Genomic DNA, 20647 nt, shown 5'->3' with positions numbered 1-20647 from the left:
CCGGTGGCCCGGGCGGTCAGGCTACGGCATGGGCGGCGAGGCGGTCGCCGACCTCGGCGGTACGCAGTACGGTGCCCGCGGTCCGGCCGGCCAGCTCGGCGGCGACCGCCGCGTTGACCCGCGCCGCAGCCTCGGTATGGCCGAGCTGCTCCAGCAGTAGCGCCGCGGAGAGCACCGCGGCGACCGGGTCGGCGACGCCCTGCCCGGCGATGTCCGGCGCCGAGCCGTGCACCGGCTCGAACATCGAGGGGTACGCCCCCTCGGGGTTGATGCAGCCGCTGGCCGCCAACCCGATCCCGCCGGTGACCGCGGCGGCGATGTCGGTGAGGATGTCGCCGAACAGGTTGTCGGTGACCACCACGTCGTACCGCTGCGGCTGGGTGACCAGGAACATCGCGGCGGCGTCGACGTGCTGGTACTCGGTGGCGACATCCGGGTGCTCGGCGGCGACCTCGTCGAAGGTACGGGACCAGAGCGACCCGGCGTGGGTGAGCACGTTGGTCTTGTGCACCAGCGTGACCTTGCGCCGCTCCCGGCGGCCGGCCCGGGCGAAGGCGTCGCGGATCACCCGCTCCACGCCGTGCCGGGTGTTCAGGCTCTCCTCCGTCGCGACCTCGGCGGGGGTGTCCCGGTGCAGCGAACCGCCTGCCCCGGCGTAGAGCCCCTCGGTGCCCTCACGCACCACCACGAGGTCGACCTCGCCCGGCTTGACGTTGCCGAGCGGACCGGTGACCCCGGGCCACAGCCGGGACGGACGCAGGTTGACGTACTGGTCGAAGGCGAACCGCAGCTTGAGCAGGAGTCCGCGCTCCAGCACACCCGGCGGCACCGTCGGGTCGCCGACCGCGCCGAGCAGGATCGCGTCGTGCCCGGCCAGCTCGGCCAGCACCGAGTCGGGCAGAACCTCTCCGGTACGGTGCCAGCGGGCGGCGCCGAGGTCGTACTCGGTGGCCTGCACGCCGGGCAGCACGGCGTCGAGGACCTTGCGGGCCTGCGCGACCACCTCGGGCCCGATGCCATCCCCGGCCACCACCGCGATCCGTGCCACGCCCGCACTCCTCTGGTCGACTGCTTCGTCCGGTCCGTCCGGACAACGGTACGTCCCCGTCCCGCCTCCCGGTACGAGCCTTCCAATACCTGAGACGTACGGATACACAGCACCCTCTCAGCTGGGACCCATGAGGCGGTCATCTCCGCTGCCTACGGTGGGGGCAGCGGGTCACGGGGCCTGCGACGGGGGTCGCGACGACGCGGCACCAACTTGAGGGGCAGGTGCCATGCGCATCGACGAGCAGCCGCGGACCCGCTGGCCGGACACCTCGGCCTTCAGAGCCCGCCGGCCGGACCTCCGGCTCGGCAGCCGCCGGCAGCGCATCGACCCCGCCGGTGCCGCCGAGGGCCGGATCGCGGTGCAGCACACCGTACGCACACCCACCGCCGAATACACCCTGCTGCTCAACGCCCCCGAGTGGCTCGGCCGTCGGGGCGTCGGCGATGCGCTGCGGGACAGCGTCGCCGAGCTGCGGGCCGTCGACCTCACCTACGGCCCCAACCGGCCGGAGAGCCTGACCTCCATGCTGCGCCGGGGCGAGATCAGCCCCGACTCGTACCCCCCGCTTGCCGATCTGGTGGATCGCTGCACGGCGATGCGCGCCGCCACCGACGGGTGGTTCGACGCCTGGGCGGTGCCCGGCGGCTTCGACCCGGGCGGCCTGCTCGGCGGCTGGGCGGTGGAACGCGCCGCGGCCCGGTTGCGCGCCGCGGGCATCCACGACTACGCCGTGCTCGCGGGCGCCGACCTGGTCGTACGCGGCCACGCACCGCACGGCGGGCCGTGGCGGGTGGCGGTGCACCATCCGACCACGCCGGAACGCGCACCACTGGTGCTGGAGATGACGGCCGGCGCGGTCGGCACGTCCGGGGTGACCGGGCGACAGGGACACGTGGTGGACCCGCACACCGGCGCGGTGGCCGATCAGATGGTCGCCGCCACGGTCGTCGGCCCCGACCTGACCGTCGCCGACGCGTACGCCACCGCGCTCTACGCGGCAGGGCCGACCGGTCTGGCCTGGTTCCGTGGCGGCTCCGACTATCGCGCGCTCTTCGCCCACCGACGCTGACCACCCGCCACCCCCCGTCGATCGCGCGCTCTTCGCCCACCGACGCTGACCACCCGCCACTCCCCGTCGATCTAGGGGAAATCGTCGCTAGTGGATCTCAATCCACAGCAATACGCCCTAGATCGACGCTGGAGGGCGGGGCGGGGGGCGCGCGGGCGCGGGGGCGCGCGGGCGCGGAGGCGCGGGGCGGGGGGCGCGAGCGGCGGGGGCGCGATCGGCCCCCACGGTCTCGGCAACGACCGTGGGTGCCGGTCAGCGACGAGTGCGCGTGGCTCGCACAATCGAGGGGTGCGGACCGGTCGGGCCGGACGTCGACCGCGCCACCCGAAGACGGGCCGGCGCCGCGAACTCGGCCAGTGACCGCAGTCGGTACGGTAGCGAATCGACGCAACTCGACGCAAGAGTCTCCACAGCGGACCGTCCCGACCGGAGTGTGCGACAACTCAGCGGTCCGACGGCGGCGAGGCAGTTTCGACATGGTGAACGACTGATGGCACGCTGTCCGCCGTGAGTTTCGATCTGAGCGTGTGGGCCCTGGAGGACGGGGCGACGCCCGAGGACGTGCGGGCAGCGGTCGATGGTTGCCGGCAGGGGCGACACGTGGACCGTTACCCGGACCCACGGGTGGTCAGCTTCTACCGGGCCATCACCGCGTCGTACCCGGACCGGCACCCCGGCACGGACAGCCCGTGGGCGGTGGCGCCGCTGCACGCCGCCCACGACCATGTCGAGCTGAACCTGCACCCGACCTGCGCGGACCAGGTACTCCTGGACATCGAACGGCTGGCCGGCGAACACGGGCTGATGCTCTTCGACCCGCAGGACGGCTCGGTCTATCCGCCCCCGGCGCGGCTGCCCGGTTGACCCATCGGGGCGGCCACACCTGCCCCGGGTACGACGAGGGGCCCAGCGGATCGCCGGGCCCCCCTTGGTGCTGTCGTCGACTACTCGTCGCGCAGGTCCGCGGCGCTGGCGGCGGTCGCGCCGATCGAGTCGGCCGCCGAGGTGAGCAGGTCCGCACCGAGCGCCTGGTCGACCGTGAGGGTCATCAGCGTCTCGCCGCCCGCCTCACGCCGGGCCACCTGCATGGCGGCGATGTTGATGCCCGCCTCGCCGAGCAGCGTACCGACGGTGCCGACCACGCCGGGCCGGTCGGCGTACCGCAGGAAGAGCAGGATGCCCTCCGCGCCGATCTCCACGTCGAAGCCGTCCACCTCGGTCAGCTTGATGATGTCCCGAGCACCGGTGTGGGTGACCGTGCCGGAGACGCTGACCGTCCGGCCGTCGGGCAGCGCGCCGCGCACCGTGACCAGGGTCGGGTGCTCGGCCGTCTCGGCCAGGCTGGCCAGGGTGACCTCGACGCCACGCTCGGCGGCCAGGTGCGGGGCGTTGACGTAGGTGACCTGCTCCTCGACCACGGAGCTGAACAGGCCCTTGGTGGCGGCCAGCTTGAGCACCGACACGTCGTGCGCGACGATCTCGCCGCGTACCTCGACCGTGACGCTGGCGGCGACCCCGCCGGCGACCGCGGTGAAGGCCCGGCCGAGCTTCTCGGCCAGCGGGAGCAGCGGCCGGACGTCCTCGGCGACGACGCCGCCAGCCTGCACGTTGACCGCGTCCGGCACGAACTCGCCCTGCAACGCCAGCTTCACGCTCTTGGCCACCGCCAGGCCGGCCTTGTCCTGCGCCTCGTGGGTGGAGGCACCCAGGTGCGGGGTGGCCACCACGTTGTCGAAGGCGAACAGCGGCGAGGCGGTGCAGGGCTCCTTGGAATACACGTCGACGCCGGCACCGGCGACCCGACCCTCGGCGATCGCGTTCGCGAGGGCCTGCTCGTCGACGAGACCACCACGGGCGGCGTTGACGATGCGTACGCCGGGCTTGACGATCGCCAGCTCCTTCTCACCGATCAGGCCCACCGTCTCGGGGGTCTTCGGGAGGTGGATGGAGATGAAGTCGCTCTCACGCAGCAGCTCCTCCAGCCCGACCAGGCGTACGCCGAGCTGCGCCGCACGGGCCGGCTGGATGTACGGGTCGTACGCGATCAGCCGGGTGCCGAACGCGGCGATGCGCTGCGCGAAGAGCACCCCGATGCGGCCGAGCCCGACCACGCCGACGGTCTTGCCCTGCAGCTCGACCCCGGTGTACTTGGACCGCTTCCACTCCCCCGCCTTGAGCGCGGCGCTGGCGCTCGCGGTGTTTCGGGCCACCGCGAGCAGCAGCGCGACGGCCTGCTCGGCGGCGGAGACGATGTTCGAGGTGGGGGCGTTGACGACCATGACGCCCCGGGCGGTGGCGGCCGGCACCTCGACGTTGTCCAGCCCGACACCGGCCCGGGCGACGACCTTGAGTCGCGGCGCGGCGGCGACGGCCTCGGCGTCGATCTGGGTCGCGCTGCGCACGATGACGGCGTCGGCCTCGGAGAGCGCCGAGAGCAGGGCCGGACGGTCGGTGCCGTCGACATGACGGACGTCGAAGTCGTGGGCGAGCACCTCGATGGCGGCGGGGGCGAGTTCTTCGGCGATCAGTACGACAGGATTCATCGGTCCTCGTAGAGGTCGTGTTTGCGATCGGCCCGGGCGGTAGGACGCCGCACTGCGCCCTGCGCTGGCCCCGTGCCGTGGCCGTCAGGTGCCGGCTGCACACCTACCCGCGATCGTAGGGGGCACGCTGGCCGGCATGTTCGGGTCTCCGGGGTGAGTGCCCTCACACGGCGAGTCGGGCGACGGACATCAGCCGTTCACCGCACCGACACGGTTTGCCCCCGCCCGCTACAACCGGAGGCACAGCCACCGGGAGGAGCCACCCTTGTCGCTCGTCGTGCGCAGCACGCTGCTGCGACAGCTGACCCGCATCGATCTCGCGCGGTTCGGACCGAAGCTGGCCGAGGCGTTGGTCACCCGGTCCCAACAGGTGAAAATCCGACGCAGCTTCGTGCTCCGGCGCACCGCAGCGGCCGACGAGGCGGTCGCGCCACGGCCAACGGCCGGCGACCCGCGCTGGGTAGAGCGCTGGGCCACCGGCCGTTGGTGGACCATCCGCCGTTCGCAACGGCCGGACGGTGCCGCAGGACGTGTCAGGCGGTCTCGGTGATCGGGCGGTCGACCCAGCTCATCATGCCGCGCAGCTTCTTGCCGGTCTCCTCGATCGGGTGCGCCGCACCCTCGGCCTGCCACTTGGTGAAGTTGGGCCGGCCCGCCTCGTCCTCGGCCACCCACTCGCGGGCGAACTCGCCGGACTGGATCTCCCCGAGGATCTTGCGCATCTCCTCCTTGACCCGGGAGTCGATGATCCGCGGACCACGGGACAGGTCGCCGTACTCGGCGGTGTCCGAGATGCTGTAACGCATCTTGGCGATGCCGCCCTCGTACATCAGGTCGACGATCAGCTTCAACTCGTGCAGGCACTCGAAGTAGGCCACCTCGGGGGCGTAGCCCGCCTCGGTGAGCACCTCGAAACCGGTCTGCACCAGCGCCGCAGCGCCGCCGCAGAGCACCGCCTGCTCGCCGAAGAGGTCGGTCTCGGTCTCCTCGGTGAAGGTCGTCTTGATCGCGCCGGCGCGGGTACCGCCGATGCCCTTGGCGTACGCGAGCGCGAGCGCGAACGCGTTGCCGCTGGCGTCCTGCTCGACGGCGACCAGGCAGGGCACGCCCTTGCCGTCGGAGTACTGGCGACGGACCAGGTGGCCGGGACCCTTCGGCGCCACCATCGCCACGTCCACCTCGGCGGGGGGCTTGATCAGCCCGTACCGGATGTTGAAGCCGTGCCCGAAGAAGATCGCCTTGCCCGGGGCGAGGTGCGGGGCGATCGACTCGGAGTAGAGGGAACGCTGGGCGGTGTCCGGCGCGAGCACCATGATGACGTCGGCCTCGGCGGCCGCCTGCGCCGGCGTGACCACCCGCAGGCCCTGCTCCTCGGCCTTGGGGCGGCTCTTCGAGCCCTCCGGCAGACCGATCACCACGTCGACACCGGAGTCGCGCAGCGACAGCGCGTGGGCGTGGCCCTGGCTGCCGTAGCCGATCACGGCGACCTTCTTGGCCTGGATCAGGCCGAGGTCGGCGTCGTCGTCGTAGTACACCTCAACACTCATTGGAACTTCCCTTTCGTACGACGGCCGGGGCGGCCCGTCGTGGTCTGTGTGGATGGGTCAGGCGGCCCGCAGCGCGGGGCCGGCGGTGATCGAGCGCGAGCCGCGCCCGATGGCCACCAGCCCGGACTGGACCATTTCCTTGATGCCGAAGGGCTCGAGGTCGCGCAGCAGCGCGTCGAGCTTGTCCGGGGTGCCGGTGGCCTCGATGGTCAGCGTGTCCGGTGCCACGTCGACGACCCGGGCGCGGAAGAGGTTGACCGTCTCCAGCACCTGGCTGCGCGCGGCCCGGTCGGCGCGGACCTTCACCAGCAGCAGTTCCCGGGCGACCGAGACCTGCGGGTCCAGCTCGACGATCTTGAGCACGTTGACCAGCTTGTTGAGCTGCTTGGTGACCTGTTCCAGCGGGGACGAATCGGCGTTGACCACGATGGTGATCCGGGAGACGTCCGGGTTCTCGGTCTCACCCACGGCGAGACTGTCGATGTTGAACCCGCGCCGGGAGAAGAGGCCGGAGACCCGGGCGAGCACACCCGGCTTGTTCTCCACCAGCACCGAGAGCGTGTGGACCGTCATCAGATGTCATCCTCATCGAAGGCCGGGCGGACGCCGCGGGCGAACATGATCTCGTCGTTACTGGTGCCGGCGGCCACCATCGGCCAGACCATGGCGTCCTTGCCGACCACGAAGTCGATGACCACCGGGGCGTCGTTGATCTCCATGGCGGCGGCGATGGTCTTGTCCACGTCCGCGGCGTTCTCGCAGCGCAGCCCGACGCAGCCGAGTGCCTCGGCGAGCTTGACGAAATCCGGGATGCGGTGCTTGTGGGTGCCGAGGTCGGTGTTGGAGTAGCGCTCGTTGTAGAACAGCGTCTGCCACTGCCGGACCATGCCGAGATTGCCGTTGTTGATCACGGCGATCTTGACCGGGATGCCCTCCAGCGCGCAGGTGGCCAACTCCTGGTTGGTCATCTGGAAGCAGCCGTCACCGTCCACCGCCCAGACCACCGTGTCCGGCTTGCCGACCTTGGCGCCCATCGCGGCCGGCACCGCGTAGCCCATCGTGCCGAGGCCACCCGAGTTCAACCAGGTGTTCGGCTTCTCGTAGGAGATGAACTGGGACGCCCACATCTGGTGCTGACCCACACCGGCCACGAAGATCGCGTCCGGGCCGACGATCTCGCCGAGCCGCTTGATCACGTACTGCGGGGAGAGCGTGCCGTCGGCCGGCTCCTCGTAGCCCAGCGGGTAGCGGTTGCGCAGGTCGTCGAGCTGGGTCCACCAGTCGCCCAGGTCGGCGGCGTGCCCGGCGGCCCGCTCGGCGGTGACCGCGCCGATCAGCTCGTCGATGACGTGCTTGGCGTCGCCGACGATCGGCACGTCCGCGTGCCGGTTCTTGCCGATCTCGGCCGGGTCGATGTCGGCGTGCACCACCGCGGCGTCCGGGGCGAACGAGTCCAGTTTGCCGGTGACCCGGTCGTCGAACCGGGCGCCCAGGGCGACGATCAGATCCGCCTTCTGCAGCCCGTAGACCGCGGCGACGGTGCCGTGCATACCGGGCATCCCCAGGTGCTGCGCGTGCGAGTCGGGGAACGCGCCGAGCGCCATCAGGGTGGTGACCACCGGGATGCCGGTCAGCTCGGCCAGTCGACGCAGCCCGTCGGTGGCGCCGGCCTTGAGCACGCCGCCACCCACGTAGAGGACCGGCCGGCGGGCGGCGGCCATCAGCCGGGCCGCCTCCCGGATCTGCTTGCCGTGCGGGTGCAGGGTGGGCCGGTAGCCGGGCAGGTCCAGGGTGGGCGGCCAGGTGAAGGTGGTCTGCGCCTGGAGCACGTCCTTGGGGATGTCGACCAGCACCGGGCCAGGCCGACCGGTGCTGGCCAGGTGGAACGCCTCGGCCAGCACCTGCGGGATCTCCTCGGCGCTCTGCACCAGGAAGTTGTGCTTGGTGATCGGCAGCGTGATGCCCTGGATGTCCGCCTCCTGGAAGGCGTCGGTGCCGATCGACGGGCGGGCCACCTGGCCGGTGATCGCCACCATCGCCACCGAGTCCATGTACGCGTCGGCGATCGGGGTGACCAGGTTGGTCGCGCCCGGACCAGAGGTCGCGATGCAGACGCCGACCTTGCCGGTGGCCTGCGCGTACCCGGTCGCCGCGTGCCCGGCGCCCTGCTCGTGGCGGACCAGGATGTGCCGGACGGAGGAGTCGTAGAGCGGGTCGTACGCCGGCAGGATCGCGCCGCCCGGGATGCCGAAGACGACATCGACGTCGAGCGCCTCCAGGGACTTCACCAGCGAACCGGCACCCGAGACCTGGGCCGGGGCGGAGGTGCGTACCGCCGGAACGGCCGGGGTGGACGCGGCGCGTGCGGCGGCGGGGTCGGCGTCGCCGGCCGGGTCGGTGGCCGCGCGGGCCCGCCGGGCGGTGTGGGCGAGGGTCTCGGGCGTGGGTCTCGTCATGGCGGTTCTGGCCTTCGGCTGGAGTGGCTGGGGCTTCTCAGGCGGTGCGACGCGGGCGGGGCCCGCCCCGACAGGTTCCGATGGCAATAAAAACGGCCCTCGTGCAGATGCACGGGGCCAGCGCACTCTCGATGAGGGAGAGTGCGCTCAGGTAAGTACTCGCAGCGACCGGTACGACGACATGCGGCTAAGCCTGACGCATCTCACGCGATGAGTCAACTGATCCCACATGTTGGTTAACGGACGTCGGCGCGTCGGCCGACGACGCGCCCTGCGCAGGCGGGGCGACCTGCCCGGACCCGCCCGGATTCCGGCGCGGCGTGGGCAGCGGAGCGGGACGCGCACCCGGCGACGTGGCCGCCTCCAGCATCGCCTCCAGGTGCTCGGCCGGCACCCCCCAACCGAAGAGCGCGCCCTGGCCGAACCGACAGCCGGCGGCCACCACCGCGGCCAGCTCGGTCGGCGTGGTCACGCCCTCGGCGATCACCTCCAGGCCGAGCTGGTGGCCGAGCCGCATGACGATGTCGACCATCGGGGCGAACGCCGGACCGTCCTTGCCGACCGGCCGGACCGGCTCGTGCTCGGCGACCAGGCTGTGGTCGATCTTGAGGATGTCGATCGGCAGCCGGCGCAGCTGCCCCAGCGAGGAGTAGCCGGCGCCGAAATCGTCCAGCGCGATCCGTACGCCGGTCAGCCGCAGCGCGGTCAGCCGGCGGATCAGCTCGTCCAGGTCGGTGGCGACCGCGTGCTCGGTGACCTCCAGCACCAGCCGCTGCGGCGGCACGTGGTGGGCGCGCAGCGCCTCGGCGACCTGGACCACGTACTCCGGGGCGTGCAGCTCCCGTGGCGAGACGTTCACCGAGACCCAGACGTCGTGCCCGTCGGCCAGCCAGCGGGACAGCTGGTAGCAGGCCTGGTGCAGCACCCAGGCGCCGAGAGTGGCGATCATGCCGCACTCCTCGGCCAGCGGGATGAACTCGTCCGGCCGGACGTTGCCCAGCTCGGGGTGGTGCCACCGGAGCAGCGCCTCGGCGCCGACCGGCCGCACCGACGGCAGCGAGGCCACCGGTTGGAAGGCCAGCCGCAGCTCATCGCGGTCGATGGCACCACGCAGTTCGTGCTCCAGCGTGGTACGCCGACGCAGCAGCTGGTCGTACGTGGCGTCGTAACGCTCGATCCGGTTCTTGCCGCGCTGCTTGGCGTAGCGCAGGGCCAGGTCGGCGTGGCGCAGCAGCAACTCCACGTCCGGCTCGCCGGCCCACCCGGCCACGCCGATGCTCACCGACAGGAAGACCGGCCCGTCCGGCTGGTCGTACGGCCGGTTGACCACCCCGAGCAGCCGCTCGGCGACCCGGTCCGCGTCGGCCGGCCGACCCGCCATGAGTACGGCGAACTCGTCGCCGCCGAGCCGGGCCGCCACGTCGCCGGGGCGCAGGTTGCCGCGCAGCCGCCGGCCCACCTCGGCCAGCACGGCGTCGCCGACGTCGTGGCCCCGCATGTCGTTGACGTTCTTGAAGCCGTCCAGGTCCAGGCCGAGCAGCACACACGGGGTGCCCGCCGCGGCGGCGTCGTGCAGCGCGCGCAGCAGGCCGCGCCGGTTGGCCAGCGTGGTCAACGGGTCGGTGTGCGCCAGCTCACGGAAGTGCGCCTCCCGCTCGGCCAGCCGACCGGCGTAGTCACGGACGTCCTTGAGGGTCAGGTACTGCCGGGCCACCAGGGCGAAGCCCTCGACGCTGCCGGCCACGATGCCCGCCGCGGTGAACCGGCCGTCCTGGCCGAGGTGGTACATCGCCGAGGCGGCCATCGCCAGCATCGGGGCGACCGCGTACTCGCCGTCGCGGCCGATCAGGTCCAGCTCGACCTGGCCGGGTCGGTCGGCCCGGTGCACCGCGAGCGCGGAGGTCAACAGGCCGGCGGCGAGCACCACCGCCCCGGTCAGTGCCATCGTCGGCCCGGCCTGGCAGAGCCCGGCGGCGAGACCCAACCCGCCGCAGGTCACCGCACTGATGCCGATGCCGAGGGCGGCCAGCCGCCGGCGCGGGGCGGCAGCCCGGAAGACGACGATCACCGCGAGCCCGGCGCCGAGCGCGGCGCTGACCGTGGCCAGCAGGATCGCCGGGCAGGCCATCGGGGTGGCGGCGCCGAGCAGCCGGGTGGGCTCGGAGAAGAGCACCCAACCGACGAACCACAGCGCGGTGGCCATGATCAGGCCGTCCAGGGCGAGCCGGGCGGTCCCGGCCGCGGTGGCGGCCACCCCGGGCAGCCGGAGCAGGCCGGCGGCGAACGCCAACCCGCTGACCGCGGTGACGGTCGCCACCACGGTGGCCCATCCAGTGCGCTGCCCCTGCTGGTGCGCCCAGTGACCGTGCATGGCGAGCACGGCCGCCACCCCGGTCAGCAGGGCGAGCAGGGCAGCCCCGGCCGCCGCCGCGAGCAGAACGTGGGCTGGCCGCAGGGGGCCGGTGCGCCGCCGGGCGACCACGGTCAGCAGGGCGACGGCCGCCGCGGCGACGAGCCCGCTCAGCGCCGCGACAGCGACCATGCCCGGGGGGAACTGCACGTCGTCAAGAGTGCCGGATGAGCGCTCGTCGCGGGAGACCGGGTGTGCATCTGTTGGGACACGGCATACACACCGGATGGCCGGCGCGGTAACGGTGTCATGCTGGTACGCATGCCTGAGCTGCGGTCGAAGACCTCCACCCACGGTCGGATGATGGCCGGCGCCCGGGCCCTCTGGCGGGCCACCGGGATGACCGACGACGATTTCGGCAAGCCGATCGTCGCCATCGCCAACAGTTTCACCCAGTTCGTCCCAGGTCACGTACACCTCAAGGACATGGGCGGCCTGGTGGCCGACGCGGTGGCCGAGGCCGGCGGGGTGGGGCGCGAGTTCAACACGATCGCCGTCGACGACGGCATCGCGATGGGCCACGGCGGCATGCTCTACTCGCTGCCCAGCCGGGAGCTGATCGCCGACGCGGTGGAATACATGGTCAACGCGCACTGCGCCGACGCCCTGGTCTGCATCTCGAACTGCGACAAGATCACCCCGGGCATGCTGCTGGCCGCGCTGCGGCTCAACATTCCGACCGTCTTCGTCTCGGGCGGCCCGATGGAGGCCGGCAAGACGATGGCGATCGAGGGGGTCGTGCACAGCAAGATCGACCTGATCGACGCGATGATCGCCTCGTCCAACGAGGCAGTCAGCGACGACCAGCTCGGTGAGATCGAGCGCTCCGCCTGCCCCACCTGCGGCTCCTGCTCCGGGATGTTCACCGCCAACTCGATGAACTGCCTCACCGAGGCGATCGGGCTGGCGCTGCCCGGCAACGGTTCGACGCTGGCCACCCACGCCGCGCGCCGGTCGCTCTTCGTCGAGGCTGGCCGCACCGTCGTGGACATCGCCAAGCGCTGGTACGAGGGTGACGACGACTCGGTGCTTCCCCGTACCGTCGCCTCCAAGGCCGCGTTCGAGAACGCGGTGGCCCTGGACGTGGCCATGGGCGGGTCCACCAACACCGTTCTGCACCTGCTCGCCGCCGCCCGCGAGGCCGAGCTGGACTTCGGCGTCGCCGACATCGACGCCATCTCCCGCCGGGTGCCCTGCCTGGCCAAGGTCGCACCGAACTCGCCGCTCTTCCACATGGAGGACGTGCACCGGGCCGGCGGCATCCCGGCGATCCTCGGCGAACTGGACCGGGCCGGGCAGCTCAACCGGGACGTGCACGCCGTGCACTCCCCCTCGCTGGCGCAGTGGCTGACCGACTGGGACGTGCGCGGTGGCTCGCCGACGCCGACGGCGGTGGAGTTGTTCCACGCCGCGCCGGGCGGGGTACGCACCACCGAGCCGTTCTCCACCACCAACCGCTGGTCGTCGCTGGACACCGACGCGGCCGAGGGCTGCATCCGGGACCGCGAGCACGCCTACTCCGCCGACGGCGGGCTGGCCATCCTGTTCGGCAACCTGGCCCCGGACGGCTGCGTGGTGAAGACCGCCGGCGTGCCCGAGGAGTGCCTGACCTTCCGCGGCCCGGCGAAGGTCTACGAGTCGCAGGACGACGCGGTGACGGCGATCCTCGCCAAGCAGATCGTCGCCGGGGACGTGGTGGTGATCCGGTACGAGGGCCCGAAGGGCGGCCCCGGCATGCAGGAGATGCTCTATCCCACCTCGTTCCTCAAGGGTCGCGGGCTGGGCCGATCCTGCGCGCTGCTCACCGACGGCCGCTTCTCCGGTGGCACCTCCGGGCTCTCCATCGGTCACGCCTCCCCCGAGGCGGCCTCCGGCGGGCTGATCGCCCTGGTGCGGGACGGCGACGAGATCGTCATCGACATCCCGGCCCGGTCCATCGAGCTGAACGTGCCGTCCGACGAGTTGGAGGCGCGACGGGTGGCCGAGGAGAAGCGCGACAAGCCGTACACCCCGACCGACCGGCAGCGGCCGGTCTCGGCGGCGCTGCGGGCGTACGCGTCGATGGCCACCTCGGCCAGCGACGGCGCCTACCGCCGCGTCCCGGAGTAGGCGAGGGACTGACCGAATCGTGTTCCCCGCGTGGCGACCGTCTAATACGCTGCGCGCAGTGGCGTGCGTGTCCCCGGCTTGATCGACACGACATCAACGATGTCGTGTCGATCAACGCCCCAAACGCGGGCCCGGTCGGGGGATCGTCGGGTCAGGACGGTGCCCAGGGGCCGCTGATGAACTGGCCGCTCCTGGTGAACGGGCTGATGTTGGGCACGCACCCATCCAGGTCGATCGTCTGGGTCATCATGACCGGGCCGGGCTTGCCGGGACCGCCGCACTTCATGTGGGCGAAGCCGAGGAAGTGGCCGAACTCATGGTTGATCACACCGGCGTGGTAGTCCTCGATGCTGACCGGGTAGCCGGGTGCGCCCTGCAGCCATCGCCGTAGATTGATCATGATGGTCTTGCCGTACCGGCAGGAGTAGACCCCTTCGGTGTCGACCCCGCTCGCACCGCAGAGCCGGTCCACCGTCCTCGGCGTCGCGAGCCGGACGTCGACGTCGACCTTCGAGGTGTCGACCCGCTGGAACGACCACGACGCCTTGGTCAGGTTCACCGGCGCGTTGGTGACCGGGTGCTCCGCCGAACTGGCCCACCCGTTCGGCGCCGCCAACACCTGCTCGATGCTCTCGGCGAATTCGTTCGGCGTCCAGCTGGGGATGTCACCCCAGACGATCCCCTTCTCGACCGAGACCCGGTAGCGCACCCGCTTCTTGCCGGCACCGATGACCCGACCGCGGCCGGTGGCGGTGGCGAAGGTGCCGGCGGCCTTGGTGGGGACAACCGCGTCGGTCGGGATCTCGGGAGTCGGGGTGGAGGTCGGGGTGTCGGCGGGAGCCGGCCCAGTGGGGGCGTCGCCCTCGGCCCCCGGCGCGATCGTCACCACGGCACCGGCCTGCCCGGAGGGCGGGGTCGCCATCCCGCAAGCGGTTGACGCCATGACCAACACCAACGAAATCGGCAGGAGCAGCCGTCCGTTGATCTGCACGTGGGGACCTCCAGAGACGATCACGGGTTCGTGTACGCGAAAAACCTACGTGACTGCGCGTAAGGGACCCATAAGGAAGGGCGGCCGGTGCCCGAGATCTCCGAACCGCCGACCAGGCACAACGCGCTCCCAGTGCCATCACTCTCCGTAAGCAACCTCTGTCGATCGCGGTCATCGGCGAGCAGCGAGCGGTCGCACCAAGCTGCCCCGGACCCGGTTTTCGCTTGTACCGGGGTCGATGGGACGGCTGATTCCGCCCTATGCGCCGAGTGGCTACGGTGGGTCGCGGACCTGCTGTACGTCGGAGGGGGGTCGCTGTGCTTGAGGGTTGGATCGTGTCGGCGGTAGCAGCAGGCGGGTCGGCGCTGGCCGGTGCGGTTGCCACCGACGCCTGGCAATCGGCGCGGACCGGGGTGACCGGGTTGTTCGGACGGGCCGGGCAGCGGCGGGCTGACCTGGCCGAAGTCTGGACGGACCAGACCGCTGCGGAGATCGCCGCGGCACCGGCCGAGCAGCAGGTCGAGGTTCGGCAGCGGTTGGCCCGCGTATGGCAGCAACGGCTGGCTGATCTGGTGGAAGAGCATCCAGAGCTCGGTGAGGAGGTGCGGGTCTGGGCGGCGGACCTTCGCCAGCGGCTGCCAGCGTCTGAGAGCAAATGGGTGAACACGTTCATCGCCACCGACAACGCGACACAGTACAACGCTCCGGGTGGCTCGATCACGGTCACCAACCACCCCGGGGAGCGACCCGCGTCGTGAGCGAGTCCGCTGACCGGGCCGGGGGCCATCGGTTCGAGGCACGTGACGGCGCGCACCAGTTCAACGCCCCGGGCGGGACGATCAACGTCATCCTGGACAGCAGTGGGCCTCGGGTGCCGAACCGGCCCTGGATGGCACCGCTGCAGGCGGCAGGCATGGTCGCCCGGCCGGAGTTGACTGAGCCGTTGCTGGAACTGGTGACGGGGGAGACGGACGGCCCGGTAGCGGTGGCCGGTGTCCACGGCACCGGCGGGTTCGGGAAGACCACCCTGGCCGCTTGGTTGTGCCACCAGCGCCAGGTGCGCGACCGATTCCCGGGCGGCCTGCTCTGGGTCACCGTTGGTGAGCAGTCCAGTGGCGCGGAGTTGGCCGGGCGGGTCAACAACCTGATCGAGCATCTCACCGGCGCCCGGAGCGGGTTCACCGATCCGCTGCAGGCGGGGCATCGTCTGGGTGCCGTATTGGACAGTCAGCCAGACCGGATTCTCCTGGTGGTCGACGACGTCTGGCGGGCCGAACAGTTGGATCCGTTCTGCCAGGGTGGGATCCGGTGTCGCCGGCTGGTCACGACCCGACAGCGCGGTCTGGTGCCGGCGCGGTCCAGCGTGTGGGTCGACCAGATGTCCATCGCGCAGGCGGGAACGCTGTTGACCCGTGATCTTCGCGATCCACCGGCCGATCTGGTCACACGGATCCTGTCGGCGACCGGCCGGTGGCCGGTGTTGCTCAGCATCGCGAACCGGACTGTGGTCCGCCACGTCGAGGACTACGACGCCTCGGTGGCCTGGGCCTTGCGGGACATTGCGGATCGGCTCGTGGAGGAAGGCCCGGCCAGCTTCGACTTCGACGACGTTGCCCGTAGCGGCCGCGCCGTGGAGGCGACCGTCCGTGCCGGCCTGGACCTGCTCGATCCAACGATCAGCGACCGGTTCATCGAGTTGGCGATCTTCGGCGAGGACGTCGACATACCGCTGTCGGCGCTCAACCTGCTGTGGGCCCAGACCGGCGGCCTGACGCCGCGCGGCACCCGGCGGGTATGCGGGATCCTGGCCGGGATGTCGCTGCTGCTGAATTACCAGGCAGAAAAGGGCACCGTCCGGCTGCACGACATCATCCGGTCCTACCTGCTCCGCAACGCCACCGACGACGGTCAGCGGACTCGGCTGCACAACCTGCTCGTGGAAGCCGCCGCGTCGCTGACCACACCTGCGACAAGCCCGGTCACGGCCTGGTGGACGCTACCGGCCGCCGAGGACTACCTCTTCGCGCATCTGGCCGAACACCTCCAAGGCGCCGGCCGACACGACGAACTCGCCGCGGCCGTCACTGACCTGCGATGGGTCACCGCCTGCCTGCAGCGGTACGGCCCCGCCGGCGTCGAGGCCGACCTGTCGCGCGTCAACACCGGCACTGCGGATCTGCTCGCCAAAGCCATCAGGCAGAACAGTCACCTCTTGACCCCAATCGAGCCGCCCGAAGCGCTCGGCAACATACTGGCCAGCCGGCTCGGCGACGAAGCCGATTTCGCGCCACTCCTGGCGACCTACGTCCCCACCCTTTCGCGGCCGCGACTGGCCGCTCGATGGCCACCACACGATCTTCCCCACCGTGCACTCCAGCGCATCCTGACCGACCACACCGATGAGGTCAGGGCTTTGGTGATGGCACCAGACGGGTCCTGGCTGGCCAGCAGCAGCGGCGACCGGACCGTACGAATCTGGGAGCCGACAACCGGCCGCACCCGGCACACCCTCATCGGCCACGCCAGCGTGATTGCCTCGCTGGTCGTGGCACCGGATGGGTCCTGGCTGGCCAGCAGCGGCGACCGGAGCGTACGAATCTGGGAACCGACAACCGGCCGCACCCGGCACACCCTCACCAGCCCCACCAGCGCGGTGGCTGCGCTGGTGGTCGCACCAGACGGGTCCTGGCTGGCCAGCGGCAGCACCGACCGGAGCGTACGAATCTGGGACGCGACAACCGGCCGCACCCGGCACACCCTCGTCGGCCACACCCATTGGGTGATGGCGTTGGTGGTGGCACCGGACGGGTCCTGGCTCGCCAGCAGCGGCGGCGACGATCGCACGGTGCGGATCTGGGAGACGGCCACCGGCAGCATCCGGCACACCCTCACTGGCCACTCCGGTCCGGTGCACGCTTTGGCGGTGGCACCAGACGGGTCCTGGCTGGCCAGCAGCGGCGACCGGACGGTGTGGATCTGGGACCCCACCACCGGCAGCATCCGCCACACTTTCACCGGCCACACCGACACGGTGAATGCGTTGGCGGTCGCACCGGACGGGTCCTGGCTGGCCAGCGGCAGTAGCGACCGGACCGTGCGGATCTGGGAGACGGCCACCGGCAGCATCCGGCACACCCTCATCGGCCACACCAGCTCGGTGCACGCCCTGGTCGTGGCACCGGACAGTTCCTGGCTCGCCAGCGGCGGCCTCGGCGGGACGGTACGGATCTGGGACGTCGAAAACGGCCAAACCCGGGACGTCCTCACCGGCCACACCAGCATGGTGACCGCGTTGGTCGTGGCACCGGACGGGTCCTGGCTGGCCAGCAGCGGCGACCGGACCGTACGGATCTGGGAACCGACAACCGGCCGCACCCGGCACACCCGCAGCAGCCACACCGAATGGGTCAGCGCGCTGGCCGTGGCCCCGGACGAGTCCTGGTTGGCCAGCAGCAGCGACGACGGGACGGTACGGATCTGGGATCCCACCACCGGCCGCACCCGGCGCACCCTCATCGCCGAGCCCGACGGGGTGCACGCCTTGGCGGTGGCGCCCGACGGGTCCTGGCTGGCCAGCGGCAGCAACGAAGGGACGCTACGGATCTGGAACCCCACCACCGGCCGGACCCGGCACACCATCACCGGCCACACCGGCTGTGTGCGTGCGTTGGCGGTGGCACCGGACGGGTCCTGGTTGGCCAGCAGCAGCAACGACGGGAAGGCGCGGATCTGGGACCCCGGCACCGGCGGCGTCCGGCACACCCTCACGGGCCACACCAAGGCGGTGCACGCGTTGGCGGTGGCACCGGACGGGTCCTGGCTGGCCAGCAGCAGCGATGATGAGACGGTACGGATCTGGGACCCCGACACCGGCAGCATCCGGCACACTCTCACCGGCCACACCAGCGGGGTGAGCGCGCTGGTCGTGGCACCGGACGGGTCCTGGCTGGCCAGCGCAGGACACGACCTGCCGGTGCGGATCTGGGACCCGGCGACCGGCAAGATCCGGCGCACCCTGACCGGCCACACCCATTGGGTGAGGGCATTGGTCGTTGCGCCGGACGGGTCCTGGCTGGCCAGCGGCGGCGACGATCGCACGGTACGGATCTGGGACCCCGCGACCGGCAAGATCCGACACACCCTCACCGGCCACACCGAAGCGGTGATGACGTTGGCAGTGGCTCCCGACGGGTCCTGGCTGGCCAGCGGCGGACCAGACCGGACGGTGCGGGTCTGCGGAGCGCGAGACGGTGGCATTGTCGCCACGATCCGGATAGGCGCTTCACCTGATCACATCATCGTGGGAGCGGACAACCGCACTGTCTATTGCGCGGGTGCCCACGCGGTCTATGGGTTCGACCTTCTCACCGACCCCGCCTGAACGAGGGGGTCAGTTGACCGCGACGACGTGGTCGATGACCAGGTGGGCCGCGCCGGTGATGCCGACGTCCTGGCCGGTGGTGACGCGCTCGATGAGCAGGGTCTGGGTGGCCAGCGGCAGGCACCGCTCGTAGAGGGTCGCCCGCATGCTGGCCAGCAGTGGTTCGCAGTCGGCGAGCCGGCCGCCGATCGCTACCACCTGCGGGTTGAAGAAGTTGACCACGACGGCCAGGATCTCGCCGATGGCTCGGCCGGCCTGCCGGGCGAGCGCGGTGGCGTGCCGGTCGCCGTCGTCGATCAGGCGGATAACGCCGGTCAGGTCGTCGACCGGTACGCCCTGCTCGCGGAGCGCGGTGACGAGGGCCGCGCCGCTGGCCACCGCCTCCAGGCATCCGGCGTTGCCGCAACTGCACGGCGGCGCGGGGTCGGCGACCACCCGGCAGTGGCTGATGTCCCCGGCCGATCCCTGTGCTCCCCGGTGCAGCCGACCGTCGGAGATCACTCCGGAACCGATCCCGGTGCCGGCCTTGATGTAGACGGCATGCTCCAGGTCGGGGTGCGTCGTGCGGTGCGCGCCGAGCGCCATCAGGTTGGCGTCGTTGTCGACGATGACCGGCACCTCGACCCGGTCGGCGCAGAAGGCGGCGACGTCGAAGCCGTTCCAGCCGGGCATCCGGGAGGGGCTGACGATCCGCCCGGTTGCGTGCTGCACCGGGCCGGGGATGCCGATGCCGATGCCCCGTAGCGCGCCGGCCGCGGGAGCGTCCGACGGCGTCGGTCCATTGGGTACGACCGCCAACGCGGCGACTTCGCCCAGCAGGTCGGCGAGCACCGCCTCCGGACCGTCCTCGATGCGCACTGGTCGCGTGCGGGCCTGGACCACCCGGCCGGAGAGGTCGAGTGTGCCGACGCGCGCGTGGTGCGCGCCCAGGTCGATGGCGCCGACCACGGCACCACCGGTGGGTACGGCGAGTTGGCGCGGCCGTCGACCACCCCGGGACCGTCCGGCGCCGGCCTCCTCCAGCAACCCCTGACTGATCAGCGCCTCCACCCGTTGGGAGACCGTCGAAGGGGACAGCCCGGAGAGGCGGGACAGGTCGGCACGACTGACGGCCGCACCGGTGGCCACCCACCGCAGCAGCTCCCGGGGGCCGCCCCGCAGGGCGTCGCGCGGTGCGTCGTCAATCGTCACGTCAGGTTCTTAGCACCCACAGTTTGTTTCAGCAACCCGTTGACTTCATTTGCTGCCTGCCTTTAGATGGCGCTGTTAGTTCGATATGAAGCCAACTTAGTTTTATGATCGAAGGAAGTAGGTGAGTGTGGTGGCACCGACGACGGGGCCGGACCGGCCGATGGTGTCGGTCCGTGGCCTGCACAAATGGTTCGGTCCGCTGCACGTGCTCAAGGACGTCGATCTGACGGTCGCCGCCGGCGAGGTCGTCGTCGTGGTGGGCCCGTCCGGATCCGGCAAGTCCACCCTGTGCCGCTGCCTGAACCGCCTCGAGACCATCGGGCAGGGCAGCGTCGAGATCGACGGCGAGCCACTGCCCGCCGAGGGACGCGCACTCGCCAAATTGCGCGCCGACGTCGGCATGGTCTTCCAGTCCTTCAACCTCTTCGGCCACAAGACGGTGCTGGAGAACGTCACCCTCGGCCCCACCAAGGTCCGCCGAATCCCCCGGGCCGAGGCCAAGGAGCGGGCGTACGCCCTGCTGGAGCGCGTCGGCATCGCCGACAAGGCGCACCACCACCCGGCCCAACTATCCGGCGGGCAGCAGCAGCGGGCGGCGATCGCACGGGCACTGGCCATGCGGCCGAAGGTGCTGCTCTTCGACGAACCGACCTCGGCCCTCGACCCGGAGATGGTCAACGAGGTGCTCGACGTGATGGTCTCGCTCGCCGCCGAGGGGATGACCATGATCGTGGTCACCCACGAGATGGGCTTCGCCCGCCGCGCCGCCGACCGGGTCGTCTTCATGGACGACGGCCGGATTGTCGAGTCCGGCGCCCCCGACGACTTCTTCGCCAACCCGCAGACCGAGCGGGCACGCGACTTCCTGTCCAAGATCCTCCAGCACTAGCCCCCACGGG

The 20647-nt window shown here is 71.2% G+C and carries 15 protein-coding genes; 7 read left to right on the top strand and 8 right to left on the bottom strand.

Annotation, left to right across the window (positions count from 1 at the left end; genetic code table 11):
- Nucleotides 1–16: 16 nt before the first annotated feature.
- Nucleotides 17–1048 (bottom strand): 3-isopropylmalate dehydrogenase, encoded by a 1032-nt coding sequence (locus tag ACFQGL_RS16045; RefSeq protein ID WP_377512319.1) that lies wholly within the window; start codon nt 1046–1048, stop codon nt 17–19.
- A 229-nt stretch (nt 1049–1277) separates the two neighbouring features.
- On the opposite strand from ACFQGL_RS16045, the gene ACFQGL_RS16040 reads away from it, so the two are divergent.
- Both ACFQGL_RS16040 and ACFQGL_RS16035 read left to right on the top strand, forming a co-directional pair.
- A complete protein-coding gene (locus ACFQGL_RS16040; protein ID WP_377512316.1) occupies nt 1278–2120 on the top strand; it encodes an FAD:protein FMN transferase in 843 nt (280 codons plus the stop codon).
- Between the two features lie 507 nt (nt 2121–2627).
- Nucleotides 2628–2984 carry a hypothetical protein gene (locus ACFQGL_RS16035; RefSeq protein ID WP_377512313.1) on the top strand — a complete coding sequence of 119 codons (357 nt, stop codon included), beginning with the start codon at nt 2628–2630 and terminating at the stop codon, nt 2982–2984.
- An 80-nt stretch (nt 2985–3064) separates the two neighbouring features.
- Here ACFQGL_RS16035 and serA read toward each other — a convergent pair whose 3' ends face one another.
- On the bottom strand, nt 3065–4663 hold the full coding sequence (serA, locus tag ACFQGL_RS16030) for a phosphoglycerate dehydrogenase (protein ID WP_377512310.1): 1599 nt from the start codon (nt 4661–4663) through the stop codon (nt 3065–3067).
- Between the two features lie 265 nt (nt 4664–4928).
- Between serA and ACFQGL_RS16025 the strand changes: the two genes are divergently transcribed.
- Nucleotides 4929–5213, top strand: coding sequence for a hypothetical protein (locus ACFQGL_RS16025; protein WP_377512307.1), 285 nt, complete (start codon nt 4929–4931; stop codon nt 5211–5213).
- Here ACFQGL_RS16025 and ilvC read toward each other — a convergent pair.
- The 4 genes from ilvC to ACFQGL_RS16005 form a co-directional block, all read right to left on the bottom strand.
- Complete coding sequence (ilvC, locus tag ACFQGL_RS16020) at nt 5197–6210, bottom strand: ketol-acid reductoisomerase (protein WP_377512303.1); 1014 nt, start codon at nt 6208–6210, stop codon at nt 5197–5199. The genes ACFQGL_RS16025 and ilvC overlap by 17 nt on opposite strands.
- A 57-nt stretch (nt 6211–6267) precedes the next feature.
- A complete protein-coding gene (ilvN, locus tag ACFQGL_RS16015; RefSeq protein ID WP_377512300.1) occupies nt 6268–6783 on the bottom strand; it encodes an acetolactate synthase small subunit in 516 nt (171 codons plus the stop codon).
- The gene (locus tag ACFQGL_RS16010; RefSeq protein ID WP_377512297.1) at nt 6783–8666 is read right to left on the bottom strand and encodes an acetolactate synthase large subunit; all 1884 of its coding nucleotides are present in this window, start codon (nt 8664–8666) and stop codon (nt 6783–6785) included. The genes ilvN and ACFQGL_RS16010 overlap by 1 nt, the downstream gene beginning before the upstream one ends.
- Before the next feature lie 187 nt (nt 8667–8853).
- Nucleotides 8854–11226, bottom strand: a complete 2373-nt coding sequence (locus ACFQGL_RS16005; protein WP_377512294.1) for a putative bifunctional diguanylate cyclase/phosphodiesterase — start codon at nt 11224–11226, stop codon at nt 8854–8856.
- Between the two features lie 111 nt (nt 11227–11337).
- Here ACFQGL_RS16005 and ilvD point away from each other — a divergent pair, with 111 nt between their 5' ends.
- Nucleotides 11338–13185 carry a dihydroxy-acid dehydratase gene (gene ilvD, locus ACFQGL_RS16000; RefSeq protein ID WP_377512292.1) on the top strand — a complete coding sequence of 616 codons (1848 nt, stop codon included), beginning with the start codon at nt 11338–11340 and terminating at the stop codon, nt 13183–13185.
- Nucleotides 13186–13336: 151 nt separating this feature from the next.
- On the opposite strand, the gene ACFQGL_RS15995 is transcribed toward ilvD, so the two are convergent.
- A complete protein-coding gene (locus ACFQGL_RS15995) occupies nt 13337–14128 on the bottom strand; it encodes a DUF3152 domain-containing protein (RefSeq protein ID WP_377512289.1) in 792 nt (263 codons plus the stop codon).
- 383 nt (nt 14129–14511) lie between these two features.
- Between ACFQGL_RS15995 and ACFQGL_RS15990 the strand changes: the two genes are divergently transcribed.
- Together ACFQGL_RS15990 and ACFQGL_RS15985 are read left to right on the top strand one after the other, a co-directional pair.
- On the top strand, nt 14512–14934 hold the full coding sequence (locus tag ACFQGL_RS15990; protein WP_377512286.1) for a hypothetical protein: 423 nt from the start codon (nt 14512–14514) through the stop codon (nt 14932–14934).
- Nucleotides 14931–18557, top strand: a complete 3627-nt coding sequence (locus tag ACFQGL_RS15985; RefSeq protein WP_377512283.1) for an NB-ARC domain-containing protein — start codon at nt 14931–14933, stop codon at nt 18555–18557. The genes ACFQGL_RS15990 and ACFQGL_RS15985 overlap by 4 nt, the downstream gene beginning before the upstream one ends.
- Nucleotides 18558–18566: 9 nt before the next feature.
- Here ACFQGL_RS15985 and ACFQGL_RS15980 read toward each other — a convergent pair whose 3' ends face one another.
- The gene (locus ACFQGL_RS15980; protein ID WP_377512280.1) at nt 18567–19748 is read right to left on the bottom strand and encodes an ROK family transcriptional regulator; all 1182 of its coding nucleotides are present in this window, start codon (nt 19746–19748) and stop codon (nt 18567–18569) included.
- Between the two features lie 160 nt (nt 19749–19908).
- Here ACFQGL_RS15980 and ACFQGL_RS15975 point away from each other — a divergent pair, with 160 nt between their 5' ends.
- Nucleotides 19909–20637 carry an amino acid ABC transporter ATP-binding protein gene (locus ACFQGL_RS15975; RefSeq protein ID WP_377512540.1) on the top strand — a complete coding sequence of 243 codons (729 nt, stop codon included), beginning with the start codon at nt 19909–19911 and terminating at the stop codon, nt 20635–20637.
- The last annotated feature ends 10 nt before the right edge of the window (nt 20638–20647 follow it).

This window comes from Micromonospora vulcania, assembly GCF_042658605.1.
Classification (GTDB): domain Bacteria; phylum Actinomycetota; class Actinomycetes; order Mycobacteriales; family Micromonosporaceae; genus Micromonospora; species Micromonospora vulcania.
This window is presented reverse-complemented; position numbering and strand designations above follow the sequence as displayed.